Origin of the sequence: Stenotrophomonas sp. ZAC14D2_NAIMI4_6, assembly GCF_003086875.1 — a bacterium.
Classification (GTDB): domain Bacteria; phylum Pseudomonadota; class Gammaproteobacteria; order Xanthomonadales; family Xanthomonadaceae; genus Stenotrophomonas.
The window spans coordinates 359538-385000 of record NZ_CP025996.1 but is presented as its reverse complement, the minus strand read 5'-3'; the positions used below and the strand labels follow the sequence as shown (position 1 = coordinate 385000).

The 25463-nt window shown below is 68.9% G+C and carries 24 protein-coding genes; 13 read left to right on the top strand and 11 right to left on the bottom strand.

Annotation, left to right across the window (positions count from 1 at the left end; genetic code table 11):
* Positions 1–64 precede the first annotated feature (64 nt).
* Complete coding sequence (gene tyrS, locus C1933_RS01680; RefSeq protein ID WP_108751927.1) at positions 65–1276, bottom strand: tyrosine--tRNA ligase; 1212 nt, start codon at positions 1274–1276, stop codon at positions 65–67.
* A 168-nt stretch (positions 1277–1444) separates the two neighbouring features.
* Here tyrS and C1933_RS01675 point away from each other — a divergent pair, with 168 nt between their 5' ends.
* Both C1933_RS01675 and C1933_RS01670 read left to right on the top strand, forming a co-directional pair.
* Positions 1445–2917, top strand: coding sequence for a peptidoglycan DD-metalloendopeptidase family protein (locus C1933_RS01675; protein WP_108751926.1), 1473 nt, complete (start codon positions 1445–1447; stop codon positions 2915–2917).
* A 65-nt stretch (positions 2918–2982) separates the two neighbouring features.
* Positions 2983–4110: an anhydro-N-acetylmuramic acid kinase gene (locus C1933_RS01670; RefSeq protein WP_108754700.1), complete on the top strand. Its 1128-nt coding sequence runs from the start codon at positions 2983–2985 to the stop codon at positions 4108–4110.
* A gap of 55 nt (positions 4111–4165) precedes the next feature.
* Here C1933_RS01670 and C1933_RS01665 read toward each other — a convergent pair whose 3' ends face one another.
* From C1933_RS01665 to C1933_RS01655, 3 genes are all read right to left on the bottom strand, one after another.
* Positions 4166–4396: a hypothetical protein gene (locus C1933_RS01665; protein WP_108751450.1), complete on the bottom strand. Its 231-nt coding sequence runs from the start codon at positions 4394–4396 to the stop codon at positions 4166–4168.
* A 75-nt stretch (positions 4397–4471) separates the two neighbouring features.
* Complete coding sequence (locus C1933_RS01660) at positions 4472–5776, bottom strand: MFS transporter (RefSeq protein ID WP_108748221.1); 1305 nt, start codon at positions 5774–5776, stop codon at positions 4472–4474.
* The gene (locus tag C1933_RS01655; protein ID WP_108751925.1) at positions 5773–6573 is read right to left on the bottom strand and encodes an exodeoxyribonuclease III; all 801 of its coding nucleotides are present in this window, start codon (positions 6571–6573) and stop codon (positions 5773–5775) included. Before C1933_RS01655 ends, C1933_RS01660 begins: the two co-directional genes overlap by 4 nt.
* A 163-nt stretch (positions 6574–6736) precedes the next feature.
* Between C1933_RS01655 and pyrE the strand changes: the two genes are divergently transcribed.
* The 4 genes from pyrE to C1933_RS01635 are packed head-to-tail and all read left to right on the top strand — an operon-like array spanning position 6737 to position 11465.
* On the top strand, positions 6737–7396 hold the full coding sequence (pyrE, locus tag C1933_RS01650) for an orotate phosphoribosyltransferase (RefSeq protein ID WP_108748219.1): 660 nt from the start codon (positions 6737–6739) through the stop codon (positions 7394–7396).
* Between the two features lie 16 nt (positions 7397–7412).
* A complete protein-coding gene (locus C1933_RS01645; RefSeq protein WP_108751924.1) occupies positions 7413–8060 on the top strand; it encodes a hypothetical protein in 648 nt (215 codons plus the stop codon).
* Positions 8061–8101: 41 nt separating this feature from the next.
* Positions 8102–10771, top strand: a complete 2670-nt coding sequence (locus C1933_RS01640) for a sensor histidine kinase KdpD (RefSeq protein WP_108754699.1) — start codon at positions 8102–8104, stop codon at positions 10769–10771.
* Positions 10761–11465 (top strand): response regulator transcription factor, encoded by a 705-nt coding sequence (locus tag C1933_RS01635; protein ID WP_199911402.1) that lies wholly within the window; start codon positions 10761–10763, stop codon positions 11463–11465. The genes C1933_RS01640 and C1933_RS01635 overlap by 11 nt, the downstream gene beginning before the upstream one ends.
* Before the next feature lie 73 nt (positions 11466–11538).
* Here C1933_RS01635 and C1933_RS01630 read toward each other — a convergent pair whose 3' ends face one another.
* From C1933_RS01630 to coaBC, 3 genes are read right to left on the bottom strand one after another with little or no spacing between them, the layout of a single operon-like run.
* A complete protein-coding gene (locus C1933_RS01630) occupies positions 11539–13881 on the bottom strand; it encodes a phosphomannomutase/phosphoglucomutase (RefSeq protein WP_108751922.1) in 2343 nt (780 codons plus the stop codon).
* 12 nt (positions 13882–13893) lie between these two features.
* On the bottom strand, positions 13894–14367 hold the full coding sequence (gene dut / locus C1933_RS01625; RefSeq protein WP_108748215.1) for a dUTP diphosphatase: 474 nt from the start codon (positions 14365–14367) through the stop codon (positions 13894–13896).
* A complete protein-coding gene (coaBC, locus tag C1933_RS01620; protein ID WP_108751921.1) occupies positions 14364–15626 on the bottom strand; it encodes a bifunctional phosphopantothenoylcysteine decarboxylase/phosphopantothenate--cysteine ligase CoaBC in 1263 nt (420 codons plus the stop codon). Before coaBC ends, dut begins: the two co-directional genes overlap by 4 nt.
* Positions 15627–15853: 227 nt before the next feature.
* Between coaBC and C1933_RS01615 the strand changes: the two genes are divergently transcribed.
* The 4 genes from C1933_RS01615 to C1933_RS01600 all read left to right on the top strand — a co-directional run bounded on the left by C1933_RS01615 (position 15854) and on the right by C1933_RS01600 (position 19946).
* The gene (locus tag C1933_RS01615; protein ID WP_108754698.1) at positions 15854–16480 is read left to right on the top strand and encodes a response regulator transcription factor; all 627 of its coding nucleotides are present in this window, start codon (positions 15854–15856) and stop codon (positions 16478–16480) included.
* 69 nt (positions 16481–16549) lie between these two features.
* Positions 16550–17254, top strand: a complete 705-nt coding sequence (gene radC / locus C1933_RS01610) for a DNA repair protein RadC (RefSeq protein WP_108751920.1) — start codon at positions 16550–16552, stop codon at positions 17252–17254.
* A 103-nt stretch (positions 17255–17357) separates the two neighbouring features.
* On the top strand, positions 17358–19046 hold the full coding sequence (gene argS / locus C1933_RS01605; RefSeq protein ID WP_108751919.1) for an arginine--tRNA ligase: 1689 nt from the start codon (positions 17358–17360) through the stop codon (positions 19044–19046).
* Between the two features lie 21 nt (positions 19047–19067).
* Positions 19068–19946 carry an SPOR domain-containing protein gene (locus tag C1933_RS01600; protein ID WP_108751918.1) on the top strand — a complete coding sequence of 293 codons (879 nt, stop codon included), beginning with the start codon at positions 19068–19070 and terminating at the stop codon, positions 19944–19946.
* Positions 19947–20071: 125 nt separating this feature from the next.
* On the opposite strand, the gene C1933_RS01595 is transcribed toward C1933_RS01600, so the two are convergent.
* Positions 20072–20824, bottom strand: coding sequence for an SDR family NAD(P)-dependent oxidoreductase (locus tag C1933_RS01595; protein WP_108751917.1), 753 nt, complete (start codon positions 20822–20824; stop codon positions 20072–20074).
* 150 nt (positions 20825–20974) lie between these two features.
* The gene (locus C1933_RS01590; protein WP_108751916.1) at positions 20975–21451 is read right to left on the bottom strand and encodes a hypothetical protein; all 477 of its coding nucleotides are present in this window, start codon (positions 21449–21451) and stop codon (positions 20975–20977) included.
* An 84-nt stretch (positions 21452–21535) separates the two neighbouring features.
* On the opposite strand from C1933_RS01590, the gene C1933_RS01585 reads away from it, so the two are divergent.
* Entirely contained in the window at positions 21536–22003 is a 468-nt protein-coding gene (locus C1933_RS01585) for a DUF1456 family protein (RefSeq protein ID WP_108748207.1), read from the top strand.
* On the opposite strand, the gene C1933_RS01580 is transcribed toward C1933_RS01585, so the two are convergent.
* Positions 21972–22859, bottom strand: coding sequence for a LysR family transcriptional regulator (locus C1933_RS01580; RefSeq protein WP_108751915.1), 888 nt, complete (start codon positions 22857–22859; stop codon positions 21972–21974). The two genes, C1933_RS01585 and C1933_RS01580, sit on opposite strands and share 32 nt — an antisense overlap.
* 144 nt (positions 22860–23003) lie before the next feature.
* Between C1933_RS01580 and C1933_RS01575 the strand changes: the two genes are divergently transcribed.
* Both C1933_RS01575 and C1933_RS01570 read left to right on the top strand, forming a co-directional pair.
* On the top strand, positions 23004–24143 hold the full coding sequence (locus tag C1933_RS01575) for an MFS transporter (protein ID WP_343125593.1): 1140 nt from the start codon (positions 23004–23006) through the stop codon (positions 24141–24143).
* A gap of 62 nt (positions 24144–24205) precedes the next feature.
* Positions 24206–24595, top strand: coding sequence for a DUF6165 family protein (locus C1933_RS01570; protein ID WP_108748204.1), 390 nt, complete (start codon positions 24206–24208; stop codon positions 24593–24595).
* Between the two features lie 7 nt (positions 24596–24602).
* Here the strand turns inward: C1933_RS01570 and C1933_RS01565 are convergent, their stop codons facing one another.
* Positions 24603–25277, bottom strand: a complete 675-nt coding sequence (locus tag C1933_RS01565; RefSeq protein WP_108751913.1) for a response regulator transcription factor — start codon at positions 25275–25277, stop codon at positions 24603–24605.
* Between the last annotated feature and the right edge of the window lie 186 nt (positions 25278–25463).

Here is a 25463-nt window from a genome sequence, read left to right as displayed (position 1 = left end):
GGATGTTGCATTCGTTCATCCGAAGCAGGACGCAGGGCCGGCTGGCGCCGGCCCTGCCGCCCGATCAGGCCGCGACCAGGCGCACCCGGGCAAAGGTGCGCTTGCCAACCTGCAGCAGGCCTTCGAAGCCCGGCTGCAGCACCTGCTGGCCATCTTCCACCACCTCACCGTCCACCTTCACCGCGCGCTCCTTGAGCTTGCGGTTGGCTTCGGAATTGCTGGGGGTCAGGCCGGCGGCGGTCAGCAGCGCGGCAATCCGCAGGCCCTCGGCCGGAATGGCCACGTCCTGCAGCGGCAGCTGGGTGATGTCGCCCTGCCCGGTCACCGCCGCTTCCCAGCCGGCAATGGCCTGCTCGGCCGCTGCGGCGTCGTGGAAGCGGGTGGCCAGTTCACGGGCCAGGCGCAGCTTCACCACGCGCGGGTTCAGGGTGCCGGCGGCGACCTGTTCACGCAGCGACACCGCCTCGGCCTGGCTGATATCGAAGGACAGCAGCTCGATCCAGCGCCACATCAGGGCGTCGTCGACCTTCATGGCCTTGGTGACGATGTCGATGGCCGGTTCGCTGATACCAATGTAGTTGCCCAGCGACTTGGACATCTTGTTGACCCCGTCCAGGCCTTCCAGCAACGGCATGGTCAGCACCACCTGCGGCTTCTGGCCATGGTGCTCCTGCAGGCCACGGCCCATCAGCAGGTTGAACTTCTGGTCGGTACCGCCCAGTTCGACGTCCGCTTCCAGCGCCACCGAGTCGTAGCCCTGCACCAGCGGGTACAGGAACTCGTGGATGGCGATGGACTGCTGGGCCGCGTAGCGCTTGGCGAAGTCATCGCGTTCGAGCATGCGGGCCACGGTGTGCTGGCCGGCCAGGCGGATCATGTCGGCCGCGCCCATCTTGCCGAACCACTCTGAATTGAAGCGGACTTCGGTCTTTTCCCGGTCCAGCACCTTGAACACCTGCTCTTCATAGGTGCGGGCGTTGGCCAGCACGTCCTCGCGGCTGAGCGGCTTGCGGGTCAGGCTCTTGCCGGACGGGTCGCCGATCATGCCGGTGAAGTCACCGATCAGGAAGATGACCTGGTGGCCGAGGTCCTGGAATTGGCGCAGCTTGTTCAGCAGCACGGTATGACCCAGGTGCAGGTCGGGGGCGGTGGGGTCGAAGCCTGCCTTCACGCGCAGCGGGCGGCCTTCCTGCAGGCGCGCACGCAGATCCTCGAGCTTCAGGATCTCGTCGGCTCCGCGGCCGATCAGGGCAAGGGCTTCTTCAATCGAGGACACGTGACTACTCCCGGCAGTGCCGTTTCTTATGTGGGGTGTTAACGCCAAGTTAACCCGATTGGCTTCACAAAAGCCAATAGGCACAAGGGTTTGACGCGGTTTTCTCAGGTGTCTATGGTAACCGCCGAACAGGCCCGCGCTCCCGGGCCAGCCAGGAAAACACCGCTGATGCACAATTCCGACCAAGGGCGCGCACGCAAGCAGCGCTTCCAGGAACGACTCCACGTCCTGCACGACAACGCCCTGCACCGGAAGCTCAGGCAACACCTTCCCGCCGCTTTCAACGAGCGCTGGACCCGCCGCCACTGGATGCACGCGAGCCTGTTCGCGACCATCGGCGCGCTGGTGGCCACCATTGTTCCCGGCTTCTCGCACACCATCGATGCGCCCTACGCCGACAGCCACACCAGCCTGGCCCTGCCCTTGCCGCCGCTTGCGCAGGCGCGCCAGCAGCAGACCCCCGGCGACAGCTGGCAGGTGCTGCGGGTGCAGCGCGGCCAGACCCTGAGCGAACTGTTCGACCAAGCCGGCATTCCGGCCAGCACCCTGCACCGGGTGCTGGACCATCCCGGAGCGCGCGATTCGCTGACCAAGCTGCGCCCGGGCGCCGAGATCGCCTTCGACATGCCGCTGTCGGGCGACCTGCGCAGCATCCGCTTCGACCGCGATGGCGAGCACCGGGTGGAGCTGAGCCTGACCGGCAATGACATCAAGGAAAAGGTGACCCAGCGCGAGACCTCCACGCGCACGGTGGTCACCAGTGGCGAGATCACCAGTTCGCTGTATGCCGCGGCACGCCGTGCCGGGCTGTCGCCGTCGGCGATCGCGACGATGACCGACGACATCTTCAAGTACGACATCGATTTCTCGAAGGACCTGCAGCCGGGCGACCGCTTCAGCGTGGTGATGGACGAGACCTGGCGCGAAGGCGAGAAGGTCGATACCAGCAAGATCCTGGCGGCCACCTTCACCACCGGCGGCAAGACCTATTCGGGCTTCCGCTTCGAGCGCAACGGCAAGTCGGAGTACTACGACATCAACGGCCGTTCGCTGAAGAAGAGCTTCATCCGCATGCCGATTCCCTTCGCGCGCCTGAGCTCGACCTTCGGTGCGCGCAAGCACCCGGTGCTGGGCAAGATGCGCATGCACAAGGGCGTGGACTACGCCGCCCGCACCGGCACCCCGATCATGGCCGCCGGTGATGCACGCGTGCAGTTCGTGGGCGTGCAGCGTGGCTACGGCAACGTGGTGATCCTGGACCATGGCCGCGGCCACACCACCCTGTACGGGCACATGTCGCGCTTTGCCGGCATCAAGAACGGCCAGCGCGTGGCCCAGGGCACGGTGATCGGCTACGTGGGCTCCACCGGCATGGCCACCGGCCCGCACCTGCACTACGAATTCCGCGTGAACGGCCAGCACCGCAACCCGCTGACGGTGACCATGCCGCCGCCGGAACCGCTGAAGGGTGCCGAGCTGGTGGCCTTCCGCGCGCAGACCGCACCGGCCATGGCGCGTATCCAGGGCATGGAAAAGCTGATCTACGCCGAGGCCAGCCCGGCCCCCGCCAGCCGCGAGGCCAATGCCACCGAGGTGGCCAGCGCCAAGGACGCCAAGGCGCCGGCCCGCAAGCGCGGCTGAGCCCCTGCGTTGACGAACAAGGACGTGGCAGCACAAGCTTGCCACGTCCTTTTTTTATGCCCGCCATGAACGCCGCTGCCGACCCGAACGCCCCCCTGTACCTTGGCCTGATGTCGGGCACCAGCGCCGATGGCATCGACGCCGCCCTGGTGCAGTTCCCCGCTGCCGGCGGCTGCCACTTCGTGCACGGGCTGACCGCGCGTTGGGAACCGGTGCTGCGTGCCCGGCTGGTCGCGCTGGGCGAAGGCGGTCCGCTGCAGTCGCTGGAAGAGCTGGGCGAATTGGATGCGCGGATCGCGATTGCCTTCGCCGGCGCGGCCAACCAACTGCTGGACGAGGCCGGGGTGGATCGCGCCCAGGTGCGGGCGATCGGCTCGCACGGGCAGACCGTGCGCCACCGGCCGCTGGCCGACCCGGCCTTCACCGTGCAGCTGGGCGATGGCAACCGGATTGCCGAGCTGACCGGCATCACCACCGTGTGCGATTTCCGCCGCCGCGACGTGGCCGCCGGTGGCCATGGCGCGCCGCTGATGCCCGCCTTCCACCTGGCCATGCTGGGCGCCGCCGATGAAGACCGCGCGGTGCTGAACCTGGGCGGCATCGGCAACCTGACCCTGATTCCCCGGCAGGGGGCGGTGCGCGGCTTCGACACCGGCCCGGCCAATGCACTGATGGATGCGTGGTGCCAGCGTCACACCGGCCGCAGCTTCGATGCCAATGGCGCGTTTGCCGCCAGCGGTGCGGTGGATGACAGCCTGCTGGCCGCCTGGCGGGCCGACCCGTGGTTCGATCTGCCGCCGCCCAAGAGCACCGGGCGCGAACAGTTCCACCTGGCCTGGGCCGAAGCGCACATGGGCGAGGGCCAGTTCAGTGCCGCCGATGTGCAGGCCACCCTGCTGGAGCTGACGGCGATGACCGTGGCCGATGCGCTGCTGGCGCAGCAGCCGGGCACGCGGCGGGTGCTGGTCTGCGGTGGCGGTGTACACAACGCACAGCTGATGCGGCGGTTGGCCGCGCGCCTGCCGGGCGTGCAGGTTGAATCCAGCGCGCGGCATGGGCTGGACCCGGAATACGTGGAAGCGATGGGCTTTGCCTGGCTGGCCCAGCGCACGATGGACGGGTTGCCGGGCAACCTGCCGGCGGTGACCGGGGCGCAGGGTCCGCGGATCCTGGGGGCGATTCACCTGGCGTGATGTCGGTGGCATCCGCCGGGGACGGCAGTCGAGCACGGCTCGACGCTACAAGGGCCTAATCAAAACCCTGGCCGGCGGGCATGGCCTGCAGCGCGGCGATGGCCGCCGACAGCGCATCCACTTCGGGGTCGCCAAAGCCCGAGCGCACTTCCAGTTCACTGCTCAACAGCCCCTGCTCCAGCACCGCCTGGCAGGTCTGTTCGTGGGTCCAGCCGCGCGCGACCGCCACCCGCCGGATACGTTCCAGCAGCAGCGGATCGACGTCGCGCAGCACTATGTCGGCCATGCTCACTCCCCGTTCGCAAGGCACCGCCCCCCCGGCGCACGTGGCGATCATCCCGCAGCCGGGGCGTGCAGGCAATCAGGGGGCGGCCGGCGGCCCGCGATCCAGGATGCGCGGCCACAGCCAGGCCAGCAGCAGCAGGGTCGGCACCACGGTGACCGCGCTGAGCATGAAGAAGGTGCTGTATGAGCTGGCTTCGACGATGTAACCGGACACGCCACCGACGAACTTGCCCGGCAGGTTGGCCAGCGACACCAGCAGCGCGTACTGGGTGGCGGTGAAATTGCGGTCGGTGAGCGAGGACATGAAGGCCACCAGCACGGTGCCGGCGAAGCCCTGGAAAAGGTTGTCGGCGCTGAGCGCGGCATAGAACGCCCATAGCTGGCCCGGATTGTGCGCCATCAGCAGGAAGGCCAGGTTGGACAGGGCCACGCCCAGCGCGGCCACCAGCAGCATGCGACGGAAACCGAACGCGGCCACCGCGATACCGCCGAGGAAAGCGCCGCCAATGCCCATCCACACGCCGAACAGCTTGGACACAGTGGCGATGTCGGCCTTGTCGAAGCCCGAATCCAGATAGAACGGGCCGGCCATGACCCCGATCACCTGGTCGGGGAACTTGAACAGGCCGACGAAGGCCAGCAGCCCCAGTGCCAGGGCGATGCCGTTGCGGCTGAAGAAGCTGGTGATCGGCTGTACGAAGGCTTCGGCCACGTCGATGCGGCGCTGCACCGCGTTGGCCGGGCGGTCGGGCTCGCGGCAGAACAGGGTGGCCAGGATCGGCAGCAGCATCAGCGCGGCCATGGCCAGGTAGGCCACGATCCAGCCTTCGAACTGGGCCAGGTACAGCGCACCGGCACCGGCCAGGATCAGGCCGATGCGGTAGCCCAGCGTATAGGTGGCCGCCAGGGCCGCCTGCGCGGTCTGCGGGGCGATCTCGATGCGGTAGGCATCGACCACCGAATCCTGGGTGGCGCCGGCAAACGACGCGGCCAGCACCCAGCCCACCAGCGGCCACACGCCCTGTTCGGGGCGCACGAAGGCCAGCGCCACCAGGCCGACCAGCACCGCTACCTGCGACACCAGCAGCCAGGAGCGGCGACGGCCGAGCCGGCCCAGCAGCGGGAAGGCGTACCGGTCCAGCAGCGGCGCCCACACGAACTTCAGCAGGTAGAAGAAGCTGGCCAGGCTGATCAGGCCGATGCTGCCCAGGTCCAGGCCGACATCGCGCAGGCGGGTGGACAGGGTCTGCGAGGCGATCAGCAGGAACGGCAGGCCGCTGCCGAAGCCCAGCAGGGCCATGGTCAACGCCGACGGCGTGCCGAAGGCGCGCTTGATGCCGGCCCAACCCTTGTAGCTGGGCGCCGCAGCGGCCTCGGTCACAGGTCGTAGTCCACGGTGAACGGGGCGTGGTCGGAGAAACGCTCGTCGCGGTAGATCGAGCAGCTGCGCAGGCGGTCACGCAGGCCCGGGGTGATGAACTGGTAATCGATGCGCCAACCGACGTTGTTGGCGCGGGCGGCGCCGCGGTTGCTCCACCAGGTGTAATCCTCGCCGGTGGGGTTGAGCAGGCGGTAGGCATCGGCCCAGCCGCGGCCGGAAGCGACATCGGTGGCCTGGCCATGGTCGGCGCACAGGGCGTTCAGCCAATCGCGCTCCTCGGGCAGGCAGCCGGAATTCTTCTGGTTGGATTTCCAGTTCTTGATGTCCAGTGCCGAACGGACAATGTTCCAGTCACCACACAGCACGTAGTCGCGGCCACTGCGCGCCCACTCTTCCAGGATCGGCCGCAGCCACTCCATCACTTCGAACTTGAAGCCCTGACGCAGGTCGCCCGAGCTGCCGGAGGGAATATAGAAGGAGACCACGCTGAGATTGCCGAAGCGGGCCTCGATGTAGCGGCCTTCGTCGTCGAACGGGGCCCAGCCCAGCGAGGTGATGACCTGGTCGGGCTCGCGCTTGCTGTAGATGGCCACGCCGCTGTAGCCCTTCTTGGTGATGGCATCGCGGTAGAAGCAGTGGTGGCCATCGGGGCGGAACATCGGATCGGTCAGCTGGTCTTCCTGCGCCTTGGTTTCCTGGATGCACAGAACGTCGGCGTCCTGGGCGCGGAACCAGTCGAGGAAGCCCTTGGTGGCGGCCGAGCGGATGCCATTGGCGTTGAAGCTGATGATGCGCATGCAGAAGAACCTACGGCGGGAAACCGGGCAAGCATACCGGTTGCCCGTGGGGCTGCGCAGTCTGCCGACGGCCCCCGGGCGGGCCTTCACGGCGGGCCGGACGAGCGCGAAAGGCCCAGCTGGATTAGGATTTATGCTCCAAATGATGATGAACAGAGTTTTGATGAGCGACCATCGCCACCGTTTCCTGCAGCTGGCCCTGACCGCCGACGCCCTGCGCTTCGGCCAGTTCACCCTGAAGTCCGGCCGCCTGAGCCCCTATTTCTTCAATGCCGGCCGGTTCGATTCCGGTTCGCTGCTGGCCCAGCTGGGCGCCTGCTACGCCGATGCCATCGACGCCAGCGGGATCAAGTACGACGTGGTCTTCGGCCCGGCCTACAAGGGCATTCCGCTGGCCACCGCGATGGCCTGCGAACTGGCCCAGCGCGGCCGCGACCTGCCGCTGTCGTTCAACCGCAAGGAAGTGAAGGACCACGGTGAAGGCGGCCAGCTGATCGGCGCCGACCTGACCGGCAAGCGCGTCCTGATCGTGGACGATGTGATCACCGCCGGCACCGCGATCCGCGAAGCCATGGCCATCATCCGCGCCGCCGGCGGCACCCCGGCCGGCATCGTTGTGGCCCTGGACCGCCAGGAGATTGCCTCGGAAGCCGACCACCGTTCGGCTGCACAGGCCGTGGCCGAGGAAGCCGGCATTCCGGTGATCGCGGTGGCCACCCTGGCCGATCTGCTTGATTTCGCCTCCGGAAACCCGGAACTTGTGGGCTACCGGCAGCCGCTGGAAGCCTATCGGGCCCAGTACGGCGTCCGCTCCGCACGCTGACCCAGGGGAAGGTCGCATGTTCCGAGTTCCTGCCATTGTTGCCGCCAGCCTGCTGCTGGTGGTTCCGGCTACCGCCCTGGCGCAGTCCAGCGGCAAGGCGGAAAAGAAGCTGTACTGCTGGAACCAGGGCAAGGAACGGATCTGCAGCGATGCGCTGCCGGCCGACGCGGTGAACAACGCGCGTGAGGAATTCAACGTGAACAGCGGCCTGCGCAATGCCCAGATCGAGCGCGCGTTGAACGATGAGGAACGTGCCGCCGCTTCCACGGCGGCGGCGCAGACCCAGCTGGACAAGATGGCCGAGCTGACCCGCCAGCGCACCGAGCAGGCCATGCTGGTGACCTATTCCGACGAAGATGCGCTGCGGCGCGTGTTCAGCGAACGCCAGGAAGTGCTGGACAACAACCTCAAGACCGCCCGCTACAACGTGGCCAGCCTGCGTGATTCGCTGGTGGCGCTGTTGGGCGCGGCCGGTGATCGCGAACTGGCCGGCGCCGCGGTGGCCGACAAACAGGCCGACCTGATCCGCCAGCGGCATGCGCAGCTGCGCTCGCAGCAGCGCCTGCAGGCCAGTTTCGAGCAGCAGCAGGTGGCACTGAAGGCCGAGATCGAAACCATTCTGCAGCGCTACCGTGAACTGAAAGGGCTGGCGCCCGCAGGCTGAAGCGCGGTGCGGCCCCGACGGCCGCGCGCCCACCGGTGACCATGACAGCGGCCCGAACCCCTGATGCGCGTACCCGCCAGGCCGATGCACTGGTGCATGGCCTGCAGCGCGAAGCCGGCGGGAAGCTGACCGTTTTCCTCGGCGCAGCGCCGGGCGTGGGCAAGACCTACGCCATGCTGGCCCGTGCACAGGAACAGCGCCGCCGTGGCGTGGACCTGCTGGTGGGGCTGGTGGAAACCCACGGCCGCGCCGAAACCCAGGCCCTGCTGGACGGCCTGCCGCAGCTGCCACTGAAGGACGTGGACTACCGCGGCCACGCCTTGCACGAGATGGACCTGGATGCGCTGCTGGCACGCCGGCCGGCGCTGGCGCTGGTGGATGAACTGGCCCACCGCAACGTGCCCGGCAGCCGCCACGAACGGCGCTGGCAGGATGTGATGGAACTGCTGGATGCCGGCATCGACGTCTGGACCACGGTGAACATCCAGCACCTGGAAAGCCTGAACGATGTGGTGATGCGGATCACCGGCGTGCGGGTGAGCGAGACCGTGCCCGATGTGGTACTGGACCGCCTGCACGACATCGTGCTGGTGGACCTGCCGCCGCGCGAACTGATCGCGCGCCTGCAGCAGGGCAAGGTGTACGTACCCGAGCAGGCCGCGCAGGCACTGCAGGCATTCTTTTCGCCGGCCAACCTGACCGCGCTGCGCGAACTGGCCATGCAGGAAGCTGCCGATCGCGTGGACAGCAGCCTGCGCGAGACCCGGACCGCGCGCGGCGAGGCGAACCTGCCGTTGCGCCGCGGCGTGCTGGTGGCCATCGATGGCGGTGGCCAGAGCGAATACCTGGTGCGGGTGGCGCGGCGCATTGCCGAACGCCGCGACGCACCGTGGACGGTGGTGACCGTGCAGGGCCGGCGCCAGGACGAGGCCACCCGCCGCGAGATCGATGCGGCGTTCGCGCTGGCACGGCGCCTGGGTGGCGAGGCCGAGCTGCTGCACGGGTCCAGCATTGCCGATGCCCTGCTGGACCATGCCGCGCACAACGGCATTTCGACGCTGGTGCTGGGCCGTACCCGCGAACGTCCCTTGGCCCGCATGTTCAACCGCACCCTGACCCAGCAGCTGATCCAGCGCGGGGCGCATTACGAGATCACCATCATCAGCACGCCGCAGGCGCGCGCCCGTGCGCGCCGCGAGGGCCTGCTGCCGCCGATGCGCGGCATCAGCTACGAGCCGGTGCAGGCGCTGGTTGCCACCGCGTTGGCCTGCGCGGTGGCGTGGCTGGGCGAACGCTGGGTGGGCATGGCCGACCTGTCGATGGTGTTCATCGTGGCGGTGGTGCTGGTGGCCGCGCGTACCCGCGCCAGCGTGGCCGCGTTGGCCGCGATCCTGTGCTTCCTGGCCTACAACTTCCTGTTCATCGCGCCGCGCTTCACCTTCGCCATCAGCGCGCGGCAAGGGGTGATCACCGTTTTCCTGTTCCTGGCCGCGGCGCTGGTGGCCGGGCGCCTGGCATCGCGGCTGCGCATGCAGGTGATTGCCCTGCGCGCGGCCAACCGCCATGCGCGCGCGCGCCAGCAGCTGGGCCGGCAGCTGGCCAGCGCGGCCGGGCCGGGCGAGGTGGCGCAGGCCGGGCGCCAGGCCCTGCAGCAGGCCCTGGATGTGCCGGCATGGCTGCGCATCGGCACCGACACGGCCACCGGCGGCCGCGTGCTGCCCGGCGACACCGACCTGGCGGCGGCCGACTGGGCGCAGCGCCACGGCCAGCCCGGTGGCCGCTTCACCGATACGCTGGCCGGTGCGCAGTGGTGGTTCCTGCCACTGCTGGATGGCGATGCCCGTGCCCTTGGCGTGGCCGGCCTGTACCTGCCCGACACCCGGCTGTTGCCCGAGCAGCGGCAACTGGCCGAAGCCATGGTGGATGACATCGCCCAGGCCGTGCTGCGCACGCGCCTGGTGGCCGAGCTGGAACAGGCCCACGTAAGCAACGAGACCGAACGCCTGCGCTCCGCCCTGTTGTCTTCGGTATCGCACGACCTGCGCTCGCCGCTGGCGGCGATGATCGGCTCGGCCGACAGCCTGGCCAGCTATGGCGATGCGATGGACGGCGCCGACCGGCGGGCCCTGCTGGACACCATCCAGGTGGAGGGCGAACGGCTGGACCGCTACATCCAGAACCTGTTGGACATGACCCGCCTGGGCCATGACGGGCTGCAGATCAACCGCGACTGGATCGGCGTGGACGAGCTGGTCGGTTCGGCGGCGCGGCGCCTGCAGCGCTACCAGCCGCAGGTGCGCCTGCAGCTGGACATTCCGGCCACGCTGGCGCCGATCTGGGTGCACCCGGCGCTGGTGGAACAGGCCGTGTTCAACGTGATGGAGAACGCGGCGAAGTTCTCGCCCCCCGGCGCCGCCGTGCAGGTGCAGGCGCGGTTGGCCGACGGCCAGCTGCAGATCGATGTGATCGATGCCGGCCCGGGCATTCCCGATGACGAACGCACGCGCATCTTCGACATGTTCTACAGCGTGGAACGCGGCGACCGCGGCCGCCATGGCACCGGCCTGGGCCTGACCATCTGCCAGGGCATGATCGGTGCCCACGGCGGCAGCGTGCAAGCGCTGCCCGGGCGCGACGGCCGCGGTACCCTGATCCGCATCACCCTGCCCTTGCTGAAACCTGCTGACCACGATGAGCCCGATGCCGACTGACGCCAGCGTGCCGGCCGCACGCGTGCTGGTAATCGATGATGAAACCCAGATCCGCCGTTTCCTGGACATCAGCCTGCGCGCGCAGGGCTACCAGGTACGGCAGGCCGCCAGCGGCCAGGAAGGCCTGCAACTGGCGGCCAGCGAGGACATGGACCTGGTGATCCTGGATATCGGCCTGCCGGACATGGAAGGGCACGAGGTGCTGCAGCAGCTGCGGCAGTGGAGCCAGGTGCCGGTGATCATGCTGACCGTGCGCGCCGGCGAAGCCGAGAAGGTGCGGGCGCTGGACAACGGCGCCAACGACTACGTGACCAAGCCGTTCGGCACCCAGGAACTGATGGCGCGGGTCCGCGCGCTGCTGCGCACGCGCAGCGTGCCCAGCGATGGCGCGCCGCCGGTGTTCGACGATGGCCACCTGCATGTGGACCTGGTGCGCCGCGAAGTGGCGCTGGACGGCGAGCCGGTGGCCTTGACCCGCAAGGAGTACGCGCTGCTGTCGCTGCTGCTGCGCAATGCCGGGCGGGTGGTGACCCAGCCGCAGATCCTGCGGGAGATCTGGGGCCCGACGCACCAGCACGACACCCACTACCTGCGCATCCTGGTGGGCAAGCTGCGGCACAAGCTGGGCGATTCGGCGCTGGATTCGCGTTACCTGTTCACCGAACCCGGCGTGGGGTTGAGGTTCAAGGGGTGAGGCGTGCCGACCAAGGTCGGCACCTACCAGGTAGATCCACGCCATGCGTGGATGGGCCGGCCCCCAGGAGCGATCAGAACCCCAGCGGGGTGTCGCCCAGAACCGTCTGCAGCTGGCTGCGGAACAGCGCCTGGATGCGTTCCAGCGCGGCTTCATCGTTGCCTTCAAAGCGCAGCACCAGCACCGGGGTGGTGTTGGATGCCCGTACCAGGCCCCAGCCGTCAGGGAAGTCCACGCGCAGGCCATCGATGGTCGACAGGCGCCCGCCCGTATACGGCGACTCCGCCGACTGCGCCGCATCGACCAGCATCGCCACCAGCGCATGCGGCGTGCCATCGGCCACCGGCACCTTCAGTTCCGGCGTGGCCACGGTTTCGGGCAGCTCGGCCAGCACTTCGTCCGGGGTTTCCTCGCGCTGGGCCAGGATTTCCAGCAGGCGCGCGGCGGCGTACAGGCCATCGTCGAAACCGAACCAGCGTTCCTTGAAGAAGAAGTGACCGCTCATTTCGCCGGCCAGTTCGGCGTCGGTCTCGCGCATCTTGGCCTTCATCAGCGAATGCCCGGTCTTCCACATCAACGGGCTGCCGCCATTGCGCAGCACGTGATCGGACAGCTTGCCGGTGCATTTCACGTCGTAGATGACCATCGCGCCTGGGTTGCGCATCAGCACATCGGCGGCAAACAGCATCAACAGGCGGTCGGCGTAGATGATGCGGCCTTCGCCGGTGACCACGCCCAGGCGGTCGCCATCGCCATCGAAGGCCACGCCCAGGTCGGCACCGAAGCGCTTGACCGTCTGCACCAGGTCTTCCAGGTTGGCCGGCTCGCTCGGATCGGGGTGATGGTTGGGGAAGGTGCCATCGACATCGCAGTACAGCGGAATGACCTCGGCGCCGATGGCTTCCAGCAACTGCGGGGCGAACGCACCGGCCACGCCGTTGCCGGCATCGGCGACGACCTTCAGCGGGCGGTCCAGCTGCACGTCGTCGGCGATGCGCTGGATGTAGTCGGCCGCCACGTCGCGCTGCTGGTAGTCGCCCGGGGTGGCGGCCTGCTGCAGGCGGCCTTCGCTGATGCGCTGGTAGAGATCGGTGATCGCATCGCCGGAGAGGGTTTCACCGCCGATGACGACCTTGAAGCCGTTGTACTCGGGCGGGTTGTGGCTGCCGGTCACGGCCACGCAGGTGCCGGTGCGCAGGTGGAAGGCGGCGAAGTAGACCACCGGCGTGGCGGCCAGGCCGATATCGATGACCGAGCAGCCGGCGCGGCGCAGGCCCTCGGCCAGGGCGGCGGCCAGTTCCGGGCCGGACAGGCGCCCATCCCGGCCGATCACCACCTCGCGCAGGCCCTGTTCCAGCGCCACGGTACCGATGGCCTGGCCGATCAGGGCCGCGGTCTTCGGGTTCAGTTCGCTGCCGACCACGCCACGGATGTCGTAGGCGCGGAAGATGCCCGGGGCCAGCGCCACCGGCGGGACCGGCGGCGGCGCCACGGCGTCACCGTCATCGCCGCTGGCCAGCAACGGCGGCGGGGTGGACATCTGCAGGCTCTCGCGCAGGGTCGGGCCCTGGTCGCCTTCGCTGGCGGCGGTGCGGCGCAGCGGCAGCGACTTCGGCAGGCGGTTGCGACCGACCACCAGCAATACGGCGATGAACAGCAGCAGCAGCGCGACGATGGCGCTGCCCAGCGCGCCCAGGCCCAGTGGGCCGGCCTCGATGTTGGGTACCGCCGCGGCCAGCCGCAGGGGGGTACCGGCCACCGGGCGCGCCAGCGCTTCGGCGCTCTCGCGCAGGCCGGCATCGCCCTGCGCCACGATGTCATGGCCGCCCTGGCGCAGGGCCAGGAAGCCGTCGGCAGGGGTACGCACCTGGTCCAGCGGCGCGGTCAGGCGCAGCAGCGGCTGGCGCACATAGGCCACGGCCGGGCCGGCGCTGCCCAGCTCGACGGCGGCGGCCAGGCCCAGGCGGTTGCCGCCCGCATCGCGCACCACGCGCAGGGCCGGCTTGCCGTCGGCCAGCGCCGATTCCAGCAGGGCCAGCCGCGAGTAACCGAACGCCGGCATGTCTGCGTAGGCGGTGGCCAGGTCGGCATCCAGCACGTCCACCTGCTCCACGCCGGTCCAGCTTTCACGCAGGGCCAGGGCCGCGGCGGCGGCATCGCCGGCACGCAGCGCCTGCTGCACGCGATCGCTCTGCAGATGCTTCTGCAACTGCTGCAACTGGCCGGCAGCGGCCTGCTGAAGCCCTTGCACGGCCTGGTCGCGAGCTGCTTCCAGTGCCTCGCCGTTGGCCGCCTGTCGCCACTGCTGCACTGCGCTCCAGCCGAACCACCCGGCCAGCAGTACCAGCAGCACACCCAGCAGCGGTGCCCCCCGACCCAACGACTTCGCCTGCTTCGCTTCCCCGTTGCCGCTCATTGATCTCCCCCGTCAACGCACCCCGGTATGGCCGAATCCACCCGTTCCCCGCACGCTGTCGGTGAAAGTATCCACCACCTGCAGGCTGACGCGGGCAATCGGAACGACGACCAGCTGGGCGATGCGATCGCCCGGTTCGATAGTGAAGGCTTCGCGGCCGCGGTTCCAGACGCTGATCAGCAGCGGGCCCTGGTAATCGGCATCGATGAGGCCGGTGCCGTTGCCCAGCACGATGCCGTGGCGGTGGCCCAGGCCCGAACGCGGCAGGATGACCGCGCACAGGCCGGGATCGGCGATATGGATGGCCAGGCCGCTGGGCACCAGCGCGGTATCGCCGGGCTGCAGGGTCAATGCGGTTTCCAGCGCCGCGCGCAGGTCCATGCCGGCGCTGGCTTCGGTGGCGTAGGCCGGCAACGGCCAGCTGTCGCCGAAACGCGGGTCGAGCAGCTTCACCTGCAGCGGCTGCGGGGAAAACGTCTGGGTCATGCCGTAAGCCTCCGCGCGATCAGCGCCAGCAGTTGTTCGGCCAGTTCGCGCTTGCTGGTGGCCGGGAATACCTGTTCGCCGTCCTGCCAGAAGGCAGTGGCCGCATTGTTGTCACTTTCGAAGCCGCCGCCGCTGATGCCCACCTGGTTGGCAATCACCAGGTCCAGCCGCTTGTCGACCAGCTTGCCGCGCGCGTACTTCTCCACATCGTGGGTTTCGGCAGCGAAGCCGACCACCAGCTTCAGGGCCTGGGTCTGCGCGGCCACCTCGGCCAGGATGTCCGGGGTGCGCACCAGCTCGATCACCAGCGACTGGCTGTCGGCGGTCTTCTTCAACTTCTGCGCGGCCACCTGGCGCGGGGTGTAGTCGGACACGGCGGCGGCACCGATGTAGATGTCCGCCGGCAACGCGTCCAGCACGGCCTGGCGCATCTGCGCGGCCGAGCGCACATCCACGCGCTGCACGCCGGGCGGCGTGGGCAGCTGCACCGGGCCGCTGACCAGCACCACCTGCGCGCCCATCGTGGCGGCCGCTGCGGCCAGGGCGAAGCCCATCTTGCCGCTGCTGCGGTTGCCGACGTAGCGCACCGGGTCGATGTCTTCATAGGTCGGGCCGGCACTGATGAGCAGGCGCAGGCCCTGCAGCGCGCGGGTTTCCGGCGCGGCCTCGGCCACCGGCGGCGCCCCCACGGCGGCCAGCGCGGCCACGATGTCGCCCGGTTCGGCCAGCCGGCCGGGGCCCGATTCGCCTTCGGCCAGCGGGCCGTCCACCGGGCCGATCACCTGCGCGCCGCGCTGGCGCAGCAGGGCGATGTTGGCCTGGGTGGCCGGGTGCAGCCACATGCGGTGGTTCATGGCCGGGCACACGGTCAGCGGCGCGGTGCTGGCCAGGCACAGCGTGCTGACCAGGTCGTCGGCGTGGCCGTGGGCCAGGCGGGCCAGCAGATCGGCGGTGCCGGGGGCGACCACGATACGGTCGGCCCAGCGCGCCAGTTCGATATGGCCCATGGCCTGCTCGGCCGCGCTGTCCCACAGCGTGGTGCGGGTCGGCTGGCCAGACAGCGCCTGGAAGCTGAGCGGGGTGACGAACTGCTGCGCACCGGCGGTCATCGCCACCTGCACCAGGGCGCCGGCATCACGCAGGCGCCGCACCAGTTCCAGGGCCTTGTACGCAGCGATGCCACCGCCCACGCACAACAGCAGTTTCTGGCCCGCCAGCGCGCGGGCCGGCGCGGGGGAGGCGTTGGGAGAATCAGCCACCTGGAATTCCTGTGCAAACGAGGGCGCTAGCTTACCCGAAGGGCGGTGGCGTCCCGGTGCATGGCGCACATAGCGGGCCGCTATCAGCACATAGGGTTATGACCACATGAAGTTCCGCTTCGACCGTTGTTCGATTCGGAACTTTCCTATACCTGTGCGACCGCGCTGTTTTGCAGAATCATGGGCGGCCACACCGCGTGTGCCGCTTGTTTTCCCAGGAGCATGCCGTGCACCCGCGCATCATCATTGCCGACGACCACCCGGTGGTCCTGCACGGCATCCGCATCGTGCTCGAACGCCACCGGCTGGATGTGGCCGGCGCCGCCTGCGATGGCGCCGGCCTGCTGCAGCTGGTGGATGAACGCCGCTGCCATGCCGTGCTGACCGACCTGACCATGCCCGGCCCCGGTCCGGACGGCCCGGAACTGGTGGCCGCCCTGCGCGAGCGGCACCCACAGCTGCCCGTGGTGGTACTGACCGGCGCGCGCCATCCCGGCCTGCTGGATGGGCTGCTGCGTGATGGCGTGCATGGCCTGGTCGACAAGGCCGCCGACTTTGCCGAGCTGCCGCAGGCGCTGCATGCGGCCATGGGCGGGCAGGTGTTCGTTTCCCAGCAGCTGCGCCGGCACCTGCAGTCACGTGACCTGATGTTCCAGCGCGAGCCCTCGCCGCTGTCGGCGCGCGAGCAGGAAGTGATGCAGCTGCTGGCCGAGGGTCTGAGCGTGAACGCCATTGCCGACCACAGCGGCCGCAGCGCCAAGACCATCAGCCGGCAGAAGGCCGAAGCCAAGCGCAAGCTGGGCCTGCACAGCAACCAGGAACTGTACGAGTACCTGAAGCGCCAGCGCGATTGAGGGCTTGCCCCACCCCAGGGCGCGGCAAGCGCCGATGCCCGCGACGATCGCCGGCGGCCACGATGGGCCATGACCATCCTCGACTGGCCCGAGAACGAACGCCCCCGCGAAAAGCTGCTGGCCCGCGGTCCGGCCGCACTGTCCGATGCCGAACTGCTCGCCCTGTTCCTGGGCTCGGGCTTCGGCGGGCGCGACGCCGTGCAGACCGCGCGCGACCTGCTGCAGGCCCACGGCCCGTTACGGGTGCTGCTGGACCGACCGCCCGCCGAACTGACCCGCCTGCCCGGGCTGGGCCCGGCGCGCAGTTGCACCCTGGCCGCGGGTCTGGAGCTGGCCCAGCGCTACCTGGCCGCCGAGCTGCAGCAGGGCGAGTGCGTGGGCGAGAACCCCAGCGCCGTGGGCCGCTACCTGCAGCACCGGCTGCGCGGCCAGCCCCGGGAAATCTTCATGGCCCTGTTCCTGGACAACCGCCACCGCCTGCTGGCCTGCGAGGAACTGTTCCAGGGCACGATCAATGCCGCCCCGGTCTACCCGCGCGAAGTGGTGCGCCGGGCCCTGCTGCACAACGCCGCGGCGGTCATTCTCAGCCACAACCACCCCTCCGGCGATCCTGAACCGTCGGCCGCCGATACCCGCATCACCCGCGAACTGCAGCAGGCCCTGGCCATGGTGGACGTGCGCCTGCTGGACCACTTCGTGGTGGGCGAAGGGCGCCCGGTGTCGTTTGCTGAACGGGGTCTTCTGCCAAAGGTGAACGCCCGCCTGCCCGGCTGAACCGGCCACGGCGGCAGCCCCGGCCGCAGGCGCCCGGTCAGCGGGTTGACCGGTATCTGCGCTAAAATGGGCGATTCCGCCGCTCATTCTCACAGCAGGCCTCGTGAAAAATCTCCTCCGCGCCCTGATCAACCAAGGCATCGAAGCCTTGCGCGCCAATGGCACCCTGCCCGCCGACACCCTGACGCCGGACTTCGTGGTCGAACGCCCGAAGACCCGCGAGCATGGCGACTTCGCCACCAACGCCGCCATGCTGCTGGCCAAGGCCGCGCGCAGCAACCCGCGCGCCGTGGCGCAGGCCCTGGTGGACGCACTGCCGCGCAGCGAGGACGTCAGCAAGGTCGAGATCGCCGGCCCGGGCTTCATCAATTTCCACCTGGCCCCGGCCGCCTACCAGCGCGAAGCCGCGCTGGTGCTGAAGGAAGCCCACGACTACGGCCACAACCTGTCCGGCAATGGCCGCACGGTGGGCGTGGAGTATGTGTCGGCCAATCCGACCGGCCCGCTGCATGTCGGCCACGGCCGCGCGGCGGCCATCGGTGACTGCATTGCCCGCGTGCTGGATGCCAACGGCTGGAACGCCAAGCGCGAGTTCTATTACAACGACGCCGGCGTGCAGATCGAGAACCTGGCGCTGTCCACCCAGGCCCGCGTGAAGGGCATCGCCCCCGACCAGGACGGTTGGCCCGAAGGCGGCTACCGCGGCGAATACATTGCCGATGTGGGCCGTGCCTACATGGCCGGCGCCAGCGTGGACCTGGAAGGCACCACCGTGGTCGGCGCCAAGGACCCGGACGACCTGCAGGCCATCCGTCGCTTTGCCGTGGCCTACCTGCGCAACGAGCAGAACCTGGACCTGGCCGCGTTCGGCGTGGATTTCGACATCTACTTCCTGGAAAGCTCGCTGTACGCCGACGGCAAGGTGGCCGAAGCGGTGGCCAAGCTGCAGGCCTCGGGCCACACCTACGAGGAAGGCGGCGCACTGTGGCTGCGCAGCACCGACTTCGGTGACGACAAGGACCGCGTGATGCGCAAGTCCGACGGCACCTTCACCTACTTCGTGCCGGACGTGGCCTACCACCTGTCCAAGTGGCAGCGTGGCTACGAGCGCGCGATCACTGAACTGGGTGCCGACCACCACGGTTCGCTGGCACGCGTGCGCGCCGGCCTGCAGGCCATGGAAGTGGGTATTCCGCAGGGCTGGCCTGAGTATGTGCTGCACCAGATGGTGACGGTGATGCGTGGCGGCGAAGAAGTGAAGCTGTCCAAGCGTGCCGGCAGCTACTTCACCCTGCGCGACCTGATCGACGAAGCCGGCCGTGATGCCACCCGTTGGTTCCTGATCGCGCGCAAGCCCGATTCGCAGCTGACCTTCGACATCGACCTGGCCCGCCAGCAGAGCAACGACAACCCGGTGTTCTACGTGCAGTACGCGCATGCACGCGTGTGCAGCCTGCTGCGCCAGGCTCAGGAAAAGGGCATCACCCATTCGCCCAGCGCCGGCCTGGCCGGTCTGACCACGCTGGACGACGAAGCTTCGCTGTGGCTGATGGTGGAAATGTCGCGCTACCCGGAAGTGGTGGAATCGGCCGGCACGCTGATGGAACCGCACCTGGTGGCGCAGTACCTGCGCGAACTGGCACACGCCTTCCACACGTGGTATCAGAGCAAGAAGATCCTCGAACTGGATCAGTCCGAGCTGGATGCACGCCTGGCCCTGGCCAATGCGGCACGGCAGGTGCTGGCCAACGGCCTCGACCTCCTGGGCGTCAGCGCCCCGGAAAAAATGTAATTCCCCGGAGAAGCAGTAGACATGGCAGCACGACGCGGCAAAACACAGGCCAGGCGCAACAGCAGCAGCCAGGGCACGCCCGGATGGGTGTGGCTGGTGGCCGGTGTGGCCATTGCCGCCGTGGTGTTTTTGGCGGCGCCCAATCTGTTCAAGGGCGAAGGCGATGGTTTCCTGCGTGCCGGGCCGCAGCCGAACCCGAACGCGCAGCCGGCCCCGGTGGCCGACGCCGATGCCGATGTCGGCAGCCAGCCGGCCACGCCGGCCGCTGCCGCCAAGCCGGCTGAAGCGGAAAAGCCGGCCGCCACCCAGTACGACTTCTATACCCTGCTGCCGGGCAAGGAAGTGGAGATGTCCGACGCCGAACTGGCCGCCAGCGCGCGGGCCGAGGAACTGCGCCGGGCCAAGGCCGAGGCGCAGCGCGCGCAGGCGGCATTGGAAGGCAAGCCGGTTCCGGCTGCGCCTGCGGCGGCACCGGCTGCCGCGCCGGTGGCAACGGCCAGCGTGGCCAGCACCGCTGCGGTTACCGCCAGCGAACGCCCGTTGCCGGCGCCGTTGAGTGAACGCCCCGCGGCGGCAGCGGCGACCCCGCCGGCCACCGCACCGGTACGCACCGAAACCGCGGCGCAGCCGCCGGCTGCGGCTGCGGCACCGGTGGCCGCCGCTGACAACACGCGCTACATCCTGCAGGCCGGCGCCTTCGGTGCGTCTGGCGATGCGGAGGCGACCAAGGCCAAGCTGGCCATGATGGGCCTGGCCGCACGCGTGGAATCGGCGCAGATCAACGGCAAGACCGTGTACCGCGTGCGCATGGGGCCGTACGGCAGCGCCGGCGAGCTGGCCGAAGCCAAGCAGAAGCTGGATGGCACCGGGCTGCAGGCGATGGCGATCAAGGCGCAGTAAGTTGAAAAGCCGGGCAATGCCCGGCTTTTTGCTTTTGTAGAGTCGAGCTTGCTCGACTGCCGTTGAAATCATTCGAGCAAGCTCGACTCTACGACGGCAATGGCGCAGTCGAGCATGGCTCGACTCTACAACCCGCGGGCGACCTGGAAGCCGGCGAACGACTGACTGACCGGCATCAGCTCCAGCCGATTGATGTTCAGGTGCGGCGGCAGCGTGGCCACCCAGAAGATCTGTTCGGCGATGTCTTCGGCGGTCATCGGGTTGGCGCCGGTGTACAGCTTGTCCGAGGCGGCCTGGTCGCCATGGGTGCGCACCACGGTGAACTCGGTTTCGGCCATGCCCGGCTCGATGGTGGTCACGCGCACGCCGGTGCCGTGCAGGTCCGAACGCAGCCCCAGCGAGAACTGGCTGACGAAGGCCTTGGTGCCGCCGTAGGCGTTGCCGCCCGGGTACGGGTAGACCCCGGCCACTGAAGAAATGTTGATGATCGCGCCCTTGCGCTCCACCAGCTGCGGCAGCAGGCGGTGGGTGAGCGTGACCAGCGCGGTGATATTGGTATCGATCATGGTGGTCCAGTCCTTCAGACTGGCGCTCTGCGCAGGCGCCGTGCCCTGGGCGAGGCCGGCGTTGTTCACCAGCAGATCGATATCGCCAAAGGCCGGCGGCAGGGCCAGCAGCGCGGCCTCCATCGCCACCGGATCGCGCACGTCGAACACCGCCGCGTGCACCACGTCCTTGCCGTAGCGGTCGACCAGCGGCTGCAGGCGCTCACCTCGGCGGCCGGTGGCGATCACCTTCCACCCGGCCTGGGCGAAGCGATGGACGGCGGCGGCGCCGAAGCCGGACGTGGCGCCGGTAATCAGGACGGTGCGGGTCATGCAGACAACTCCGTGGGGAACCAGACCCCCATTCTGGCACCGTCGGCCGCCGCCTGCGTTTGCCATATCGGGCCGGGGTGCCCCGGCGGGATGCCCGGGTTGGGGTCAGCGCCCGGAGCCCGTGGCACCGGGATCCGACCCCGGCATCGCTCAGCGCAGGCGGAACACCCGCGCCTTGGGCAGGTCTTCATCGACCTGCAGGAACCAGCGCCCGGCAATGCCCGGTATCACTTCGATCTGCGGCGCCTGCAGCGGCGCGCGCAACTTCATCTGACCCTTCATGACCTGCCATTGCTGGCCGTTGTCCAGAGTGAACACGGTGCCCGGCGCCCAGCCGGCCACCTCGCCCACCAGCCGCGCGCTCACCGGGCCCTCTTCCAGCCCCAGGTGCATGGCGGCCGGCGCGGGGACGCCCGCCGGCACCGGCGCGGCGGCGGTGCGGGTTTCCGGCCCCGGCCCTTCGGCCTGGCGCAGCGCGCGGTTCAGCGCCTGCAGCTGTGCCGGGCTGAGCCCGATCTCGGCCAGCTGCGCCGCGCTCAGCCGCTGTTCCAGCGGTACGTACGGGGCCTGCGCGCTGGCGCTGAAGCTGCTTGCCAGCAGCAGGGCAGAGAGAACGAACCGGCGCATCGCGAGGACCTGTGCGGGAGAGCGCCCACGATGCTGCAATCCGGTGACAGTCCGGTGACAGCGGCCGGGCCGGTACAATGGGCCATGATCAACAACGATGTCCTGCGCAGCGTGCGCTATTCCCTGGATCTGGGCGACCACCACGTGGTGACCCTGTGCCAGATGGCCGACCCGGCGTTCGCCGTGGATAACGAGCAGGTGAAAGCCTGGCTGCTGCGCGAGGACGAGCCCGGCTTCCAGGCGATGAGCGACAGTGCCCTGGCGCATTTCCTGGATGGCCTGATCGTGCACCTGCGCGGCCGCGACGAAAGCCAGCCGCTGCGCCCGGTGGAAACCCGCATCGACAACAACCTGGTGCTGAAGAAGCTGCGCGTGGCCTTCCAGCTGCGCGATGTGGACCTGATGGAGATCTTCGCCAGTGCCGGCTTCCGTGTGTCCAAGTCGGAAGTGGGCGCGCTGTTCCGCCAGCCCGGCCACACCAACTACCGGCGCTGCCTGGACCAGATGCTGCGCAACTTCCTCAAGGGCCTGAGCCTGCGCCTGCGCGGCTGAGCACGGCCTGCACGAAGGCACGCGCGGCCGGGGTCGGCAGGCGCTGCCAGACCAGGTGCACGCGGCGCGTGGGCGTGGGCTGCAGCGGCACCTGCTGCACGTGCTGGAAGCCGGCGGCAATCGACACCGGCACGATGCCGATCGCCAGGCCCTGCCGCACGAAGCGTTCCACCAGTTCCATCAGGTTGACCTCGAAGCGCACCGCATGCGGCAGCCCGGCCGCAGCGAAGGCATCGTCGGTCTGGCGCCGCGCACCGGTGCCGCGCGGGAAATCCACCAGCGCTTCGTCCTGCAGATCGGCCAGGGCCAACCGCCGCCGGCCTGCCAGCCGATGGCCTGGCGCCAGCACCGCCACCAGGTCCTCTTCCAGCAGCACCTGCTGGCACACCCCATCCAGCTGCGCCGACGGCGCCAACCCCACCAGGGCCACGTCCAGCACGCGCGCCTGCACCTGCTCGATCAAGGTCTCGCTCTTGTCCACCCGCAGCTGGAATTCCACCTGCGGGTGCGCCTGCTGGAACGCGGCCAGCAGCGCGACCACGTCGATGTCGGTGAGTGAGGAGATCTGGCCGATGGCCAGCATGCCGCGGACTTCACCGCTGACCGCCGCCACGTCGGCGCGCAGATGGCGCAGGCTGGCCAGCACCTGCCGCGCATGCACCAGCAGCGCTTCACCGGCCGCGGTGGTGCGCACCTGGCGCGGCAGGCGCTCGAACAGCGGCGTGCCCAGTTCCTGTTCCAGATGCGCGATCTGGTGGCTGAGCGCCGACTGCACCACGTGGCAGCGCGCGGCGGCACGGGTGAAATTGCCTTCTTCGGCCAGGGCCACGGCAAATTCAAGCTGCTTCAGGTTCACCCATGTATCTCATTTTCAGATGACAGGGATGATGATGATTCATTTCCATCATGGGCGCAGCAGGCGGACACTGTGCGCCCCTGCACTACGGAACAACGCGTGAGCCCTGCCCTTCCCCCCCTGCACCGCTGGCAGGTGCTGCTGATGTCGGTGGCAACCGGCGTAGCGGTGGCCAGCAACTATTACGCTCAGCCGCTGCTGCATACCATCGCCGATGCCTTCGGCGTGCCGTTCGGGCAGGTGGGCATGGTGGTGACCGCCGCGCAGCTGAGCTATGCCGCCGGCCTGATCCTGCTGGTGCCGCTGGGCGATCTGTTCGAGCGGCGGCGCCTGATCGTGGTGATGAGCCTGCTGTCGGCCGGCGGTCTGGTGATCAGCGCCTGCGCGCCCAGCCTGACCTGGCTGCTGGTGGGCACGGCCATCACCGGTCTGTTCTCGGTGGTGGCGCAGGTGCTGGTGCCCTTCGCGGCCACCCTGGCCGCGCCGGAACACCGCGGTCGCGTGGTGGGTACGTTGATGAGCGGCCTGCTGCTGGGCATCCTGCTGGCGCGCACGGTGGCCGGGCTGCTGTCCAGCCTGGGCGACTGGCGCCTGGTCTATGCCATCGCCGCTGGCGTGCTGGTGCTGACCGCCGCGGCGCTGCAGCGCGGCCTGCCACGCTTCCATCACTCGGCCGGGCTGGGCTATTTCGCCCTGCTGCGTTCGATCGGCACGCTGTTCGTGCAGGAGCCGGTGCTGCGCCAGCGCACCCTGCTGGGCGCCTGCAGCTTTGCCATGTTCGCCATCTTCTGGACACCGCTGGCGTTCCTGCTGGCGCAGCCGCCCTACGCCTACAGCGACGCTACCATCGGTCTGTTCGGCCTGGTCGGCGCTGCCGGCACGCTGGCCGCGGGCCTGGCCGGGCGTATGGCCGACCGCGGCCAAGCCGGCCGCGCAACCGCCATCGCGCTGCTGATGCTGCTGCTGTCCTGGCTGCCGCTGGGGCTGTCGGCGCACTCGCTGCTGGCGCTGCTGGTGGGCGTGGTGGTACTGGACCTGGCCGCACAGCTGCTGCATGTCAGCAACCAGAATCTGATCTACGCCCTGCAGCCGCAAGCGCGCAATCGCCTCAACGCCGGCTACATGACCGGCTATTTCATCGGTGGCTCGCTGGGTTCGCTGCTGTCGGCGCAGGTCTACCAGCACTTCGGCTGGACCGGCGTGTGCGTGGCCGGTGCCAGCGTGGCAGTGCTGGCCCTGCTGCTGTGGCTGCCTGGCGCTGTCGGAGCCCGTGCAGATGCCTGAGCGTCGGCGATGGCAGGGAACAGGCGCGTTATCATGGCCGCCTGTTTCCAGGAAGTAGTCGCGTGGACGCCATTCTCACCCCGGTATCGATCGGCGAGCTGATCGACAAGATCACCATTCTCGAGATCAAGGCCGAACGCATCACCGATGCGGCCAAGGTCGCCAACGTGCGCACCGAACTGGACGGCCTGCTGCCGCTGCTGCAGCAGCAGCTGCAGGCGCAGCCCGCGCTGCAGGCGCTGAAGGTGCAGCTGAAGGAGATCAACGAGCGCATGTGGGACATCCAGGACCAGCTGCGCGACAAGGAAGCGGCGCAGGTGTTCGACGATGCCTTCGTGCAGTTGGCACGCGGCGTGTACGGCACCAACGGCGAACGCATCGTGGTGAAGAACGAGATCAACCGCGTGGCCGGTTCGGCGCTGGTGGAAGAAAAGCAGTACCAGGGCCAGTAAGCCGGGCTCAGCTGCATTCCAGCAGGTGGCGGATGCGGAACAGTTCGCCATCGCTGCGGATGCCCAGCTTCTGGTAGGCGGTCTTCTTCTGGGTGCTGATGGTGCTGGCCGCACGCTGGAAGCGCAGGGCCATTTCGCCGGTGCTGCAGCCCTGCAGCACCAGCCGCAGCACTTCGCGTTCGCGTCGGCTGAGCGGCGCCAGAGTGGGCGCCACCGCGCGCAGCGTGCGCGAGCGGCTGAGCTGGGCGCGCAGGTCGGGGGGCACGAAGCGGCCGCCGCGCGATACCACATCCACCGCGCGCAGCAGCACGTCGGGCGCGGTGGCCTTGGACAGGAAACCGCGTGCACCGGCCTGCATGGCCGTGGTGACCGTGCTGGCGTTGCAGTGCGCCGACAACACCAGCACCGGCAGCTGCGGCCACTGGCGGGACAACCGGCGCAGCAGCGCCATGCCATCGCCCAGGTCGCCCAGTGGCAGTGCATCGATCAACAGCAGATCGATACCGCCGGGCTCGCGGCGCAGCTGCTGCAGCAGTTCGCCCTCATCGGCGTAGCTGCCACACACTTCCACACCGCTGTGCTGCCGCAGCAGCACTTCCACGCCCAGCCGCAGTACCGGGTGCGGATCCAACAGTGCCAGCCGGCGCGGCCGGTCGGGTAGCAGGGGCGGAAGGACGGGCATCGCTGCATATCCGGCATTTCGGGAATGCCACCGTAGGCCGCCGTCGCGCGCTGCGGAATCCAATTCGTTGCAATGCAGCACGGGCGCCGCCCAATGGTCATGCGCGGTTTCGATAGCTGAAAACAGAACAGGCCCGGTCAAGACCGGGCCTGTTCGTGCGTTGCCTGCGCGCACGGCGCGCGGCGC

Excerpts from the sequence above, each read along its gene's own strand:
- C1933_RS01600 (WP_108751918.1), top strand. The coding sequence starts at position 19,068 with ATGGCAGCACGACGCGGCAAAACACAGGCCAGGCGCAACAGCAGCAGC.
- C1933_RS01670 (WP_108754700.1), top strand. The coding sequence starts at position 2,983 with ATGAACGCCGCTGCCGACCCGAACGCCCCCCTGTACCTTGGCCTGATG.
- C1933_RS01645 (WP_108751924.1), top strand. The coding sequence starts at position 7,413 with ATGTTCCGAGTTCCTGCCATTGTTGCCGCCAGCCTGCTGCTGGTGGTT.
- C1933_RS01640 (WP_108754699.1), top strand. The coding sequence starts at position 8,102 with ATGACAGCGGCCCGAACCCCTGATGCGCGTACCCGCCAGGCCGATGCA.
- C1933_RS01630 (WP_108751922.1), bottom strand. The coding sequence starts at position 13,881 with ATGAGCGGCAACGGGGAAGCGAAGCAGGCGAAGTCGTTGGGTCGGGGG.
- dut (WP_108748215.1), bottom strand. The coding sequence starts at position 14,367 with ATGACCCAGACGTTTTCCCCGCAGCCGCTGCAGGTGAAGCTGCTCGAC.
- C1933_RS01590 (WP_108751916.1), bottom strand. The coding sequence starts at position 21,451 with ATGCGCCGGTTCGTTCTCTCTGCCCTGCTGCTGGCAAGCAGCTTCAGC.
- pyrE (WP_108748219.1), top strand. The coding sequence starts at position 6,737 with ATGAGCGACCATCGCCACCGTTTCCTGCAGCTGGCCCTGACCGCCGAC.
- C1933_RS01635 (WP_199911402.1), top strand. The coding sequence starts at position 10,761 with ATGCCGACTGACGCCAGCGTGCCGGCCGCACGCGTGCTGGTAATCGAT.
- C1933_RS01655 (WP_108751925.1), bottom strand. The coding sequence starts at position 6,573 with ATGCGCATCATCAGCTTCAACGCCAATGGCATCCGCTCGGCCGCCACC.
- C1933_RS01565 (WP_108751913.1), bottom strand. The coding sequence starts at position 25,277 with ATGCCCGTCCTTCCGCCCCTGCTACCCGACCGGCCGCGCCGGCTGGCA.
- C1933_RS01675 (WP_108751926.1), top strand. The coding sequence starts at position 1,445 with ATGCACAATTCCGACCAAGGGCGCGCACGCAAGCAGCGCTTCCAGGAA.
- C1933_RS01575 (WP_343125593.1), top strand. The coding sequence starts at position 23,004 with ATGTCGGTGGCAACCGGCGTAGCGGTGGCCAGCAACTATTACGCTCAG.
- C1933_RS01595 (WP_108751917.1), bottom strand. The coding sequence starts at position 20,824 with ATGACCCGCACCGTCCTGATTACCGGCGCCACGTCCGGCTTCGGCGCC.
- C1933_RS01585 (WP_108748207.1), top strand. The coding sequence starts at position 21,536 with ATGATCAACAACGATGTCCTGCGCAGCGTGCGCTATTCCCTGGATCTG.
- radC (WP_108751920.1), top strand. The coding sequence starts at position 16,550 with ATGACCATCCTCGACTGGCCCGAGAACGAACGCCCCCGCGAAAAGCTG.
- C1933_RS01665 (WP_108751450.1), bottom strand. The coding sequence starts at position 4,396 with ATGGCCGACATAGTGCTGCGCGACGTCGATCCGCTGCTGCTGGAACGT.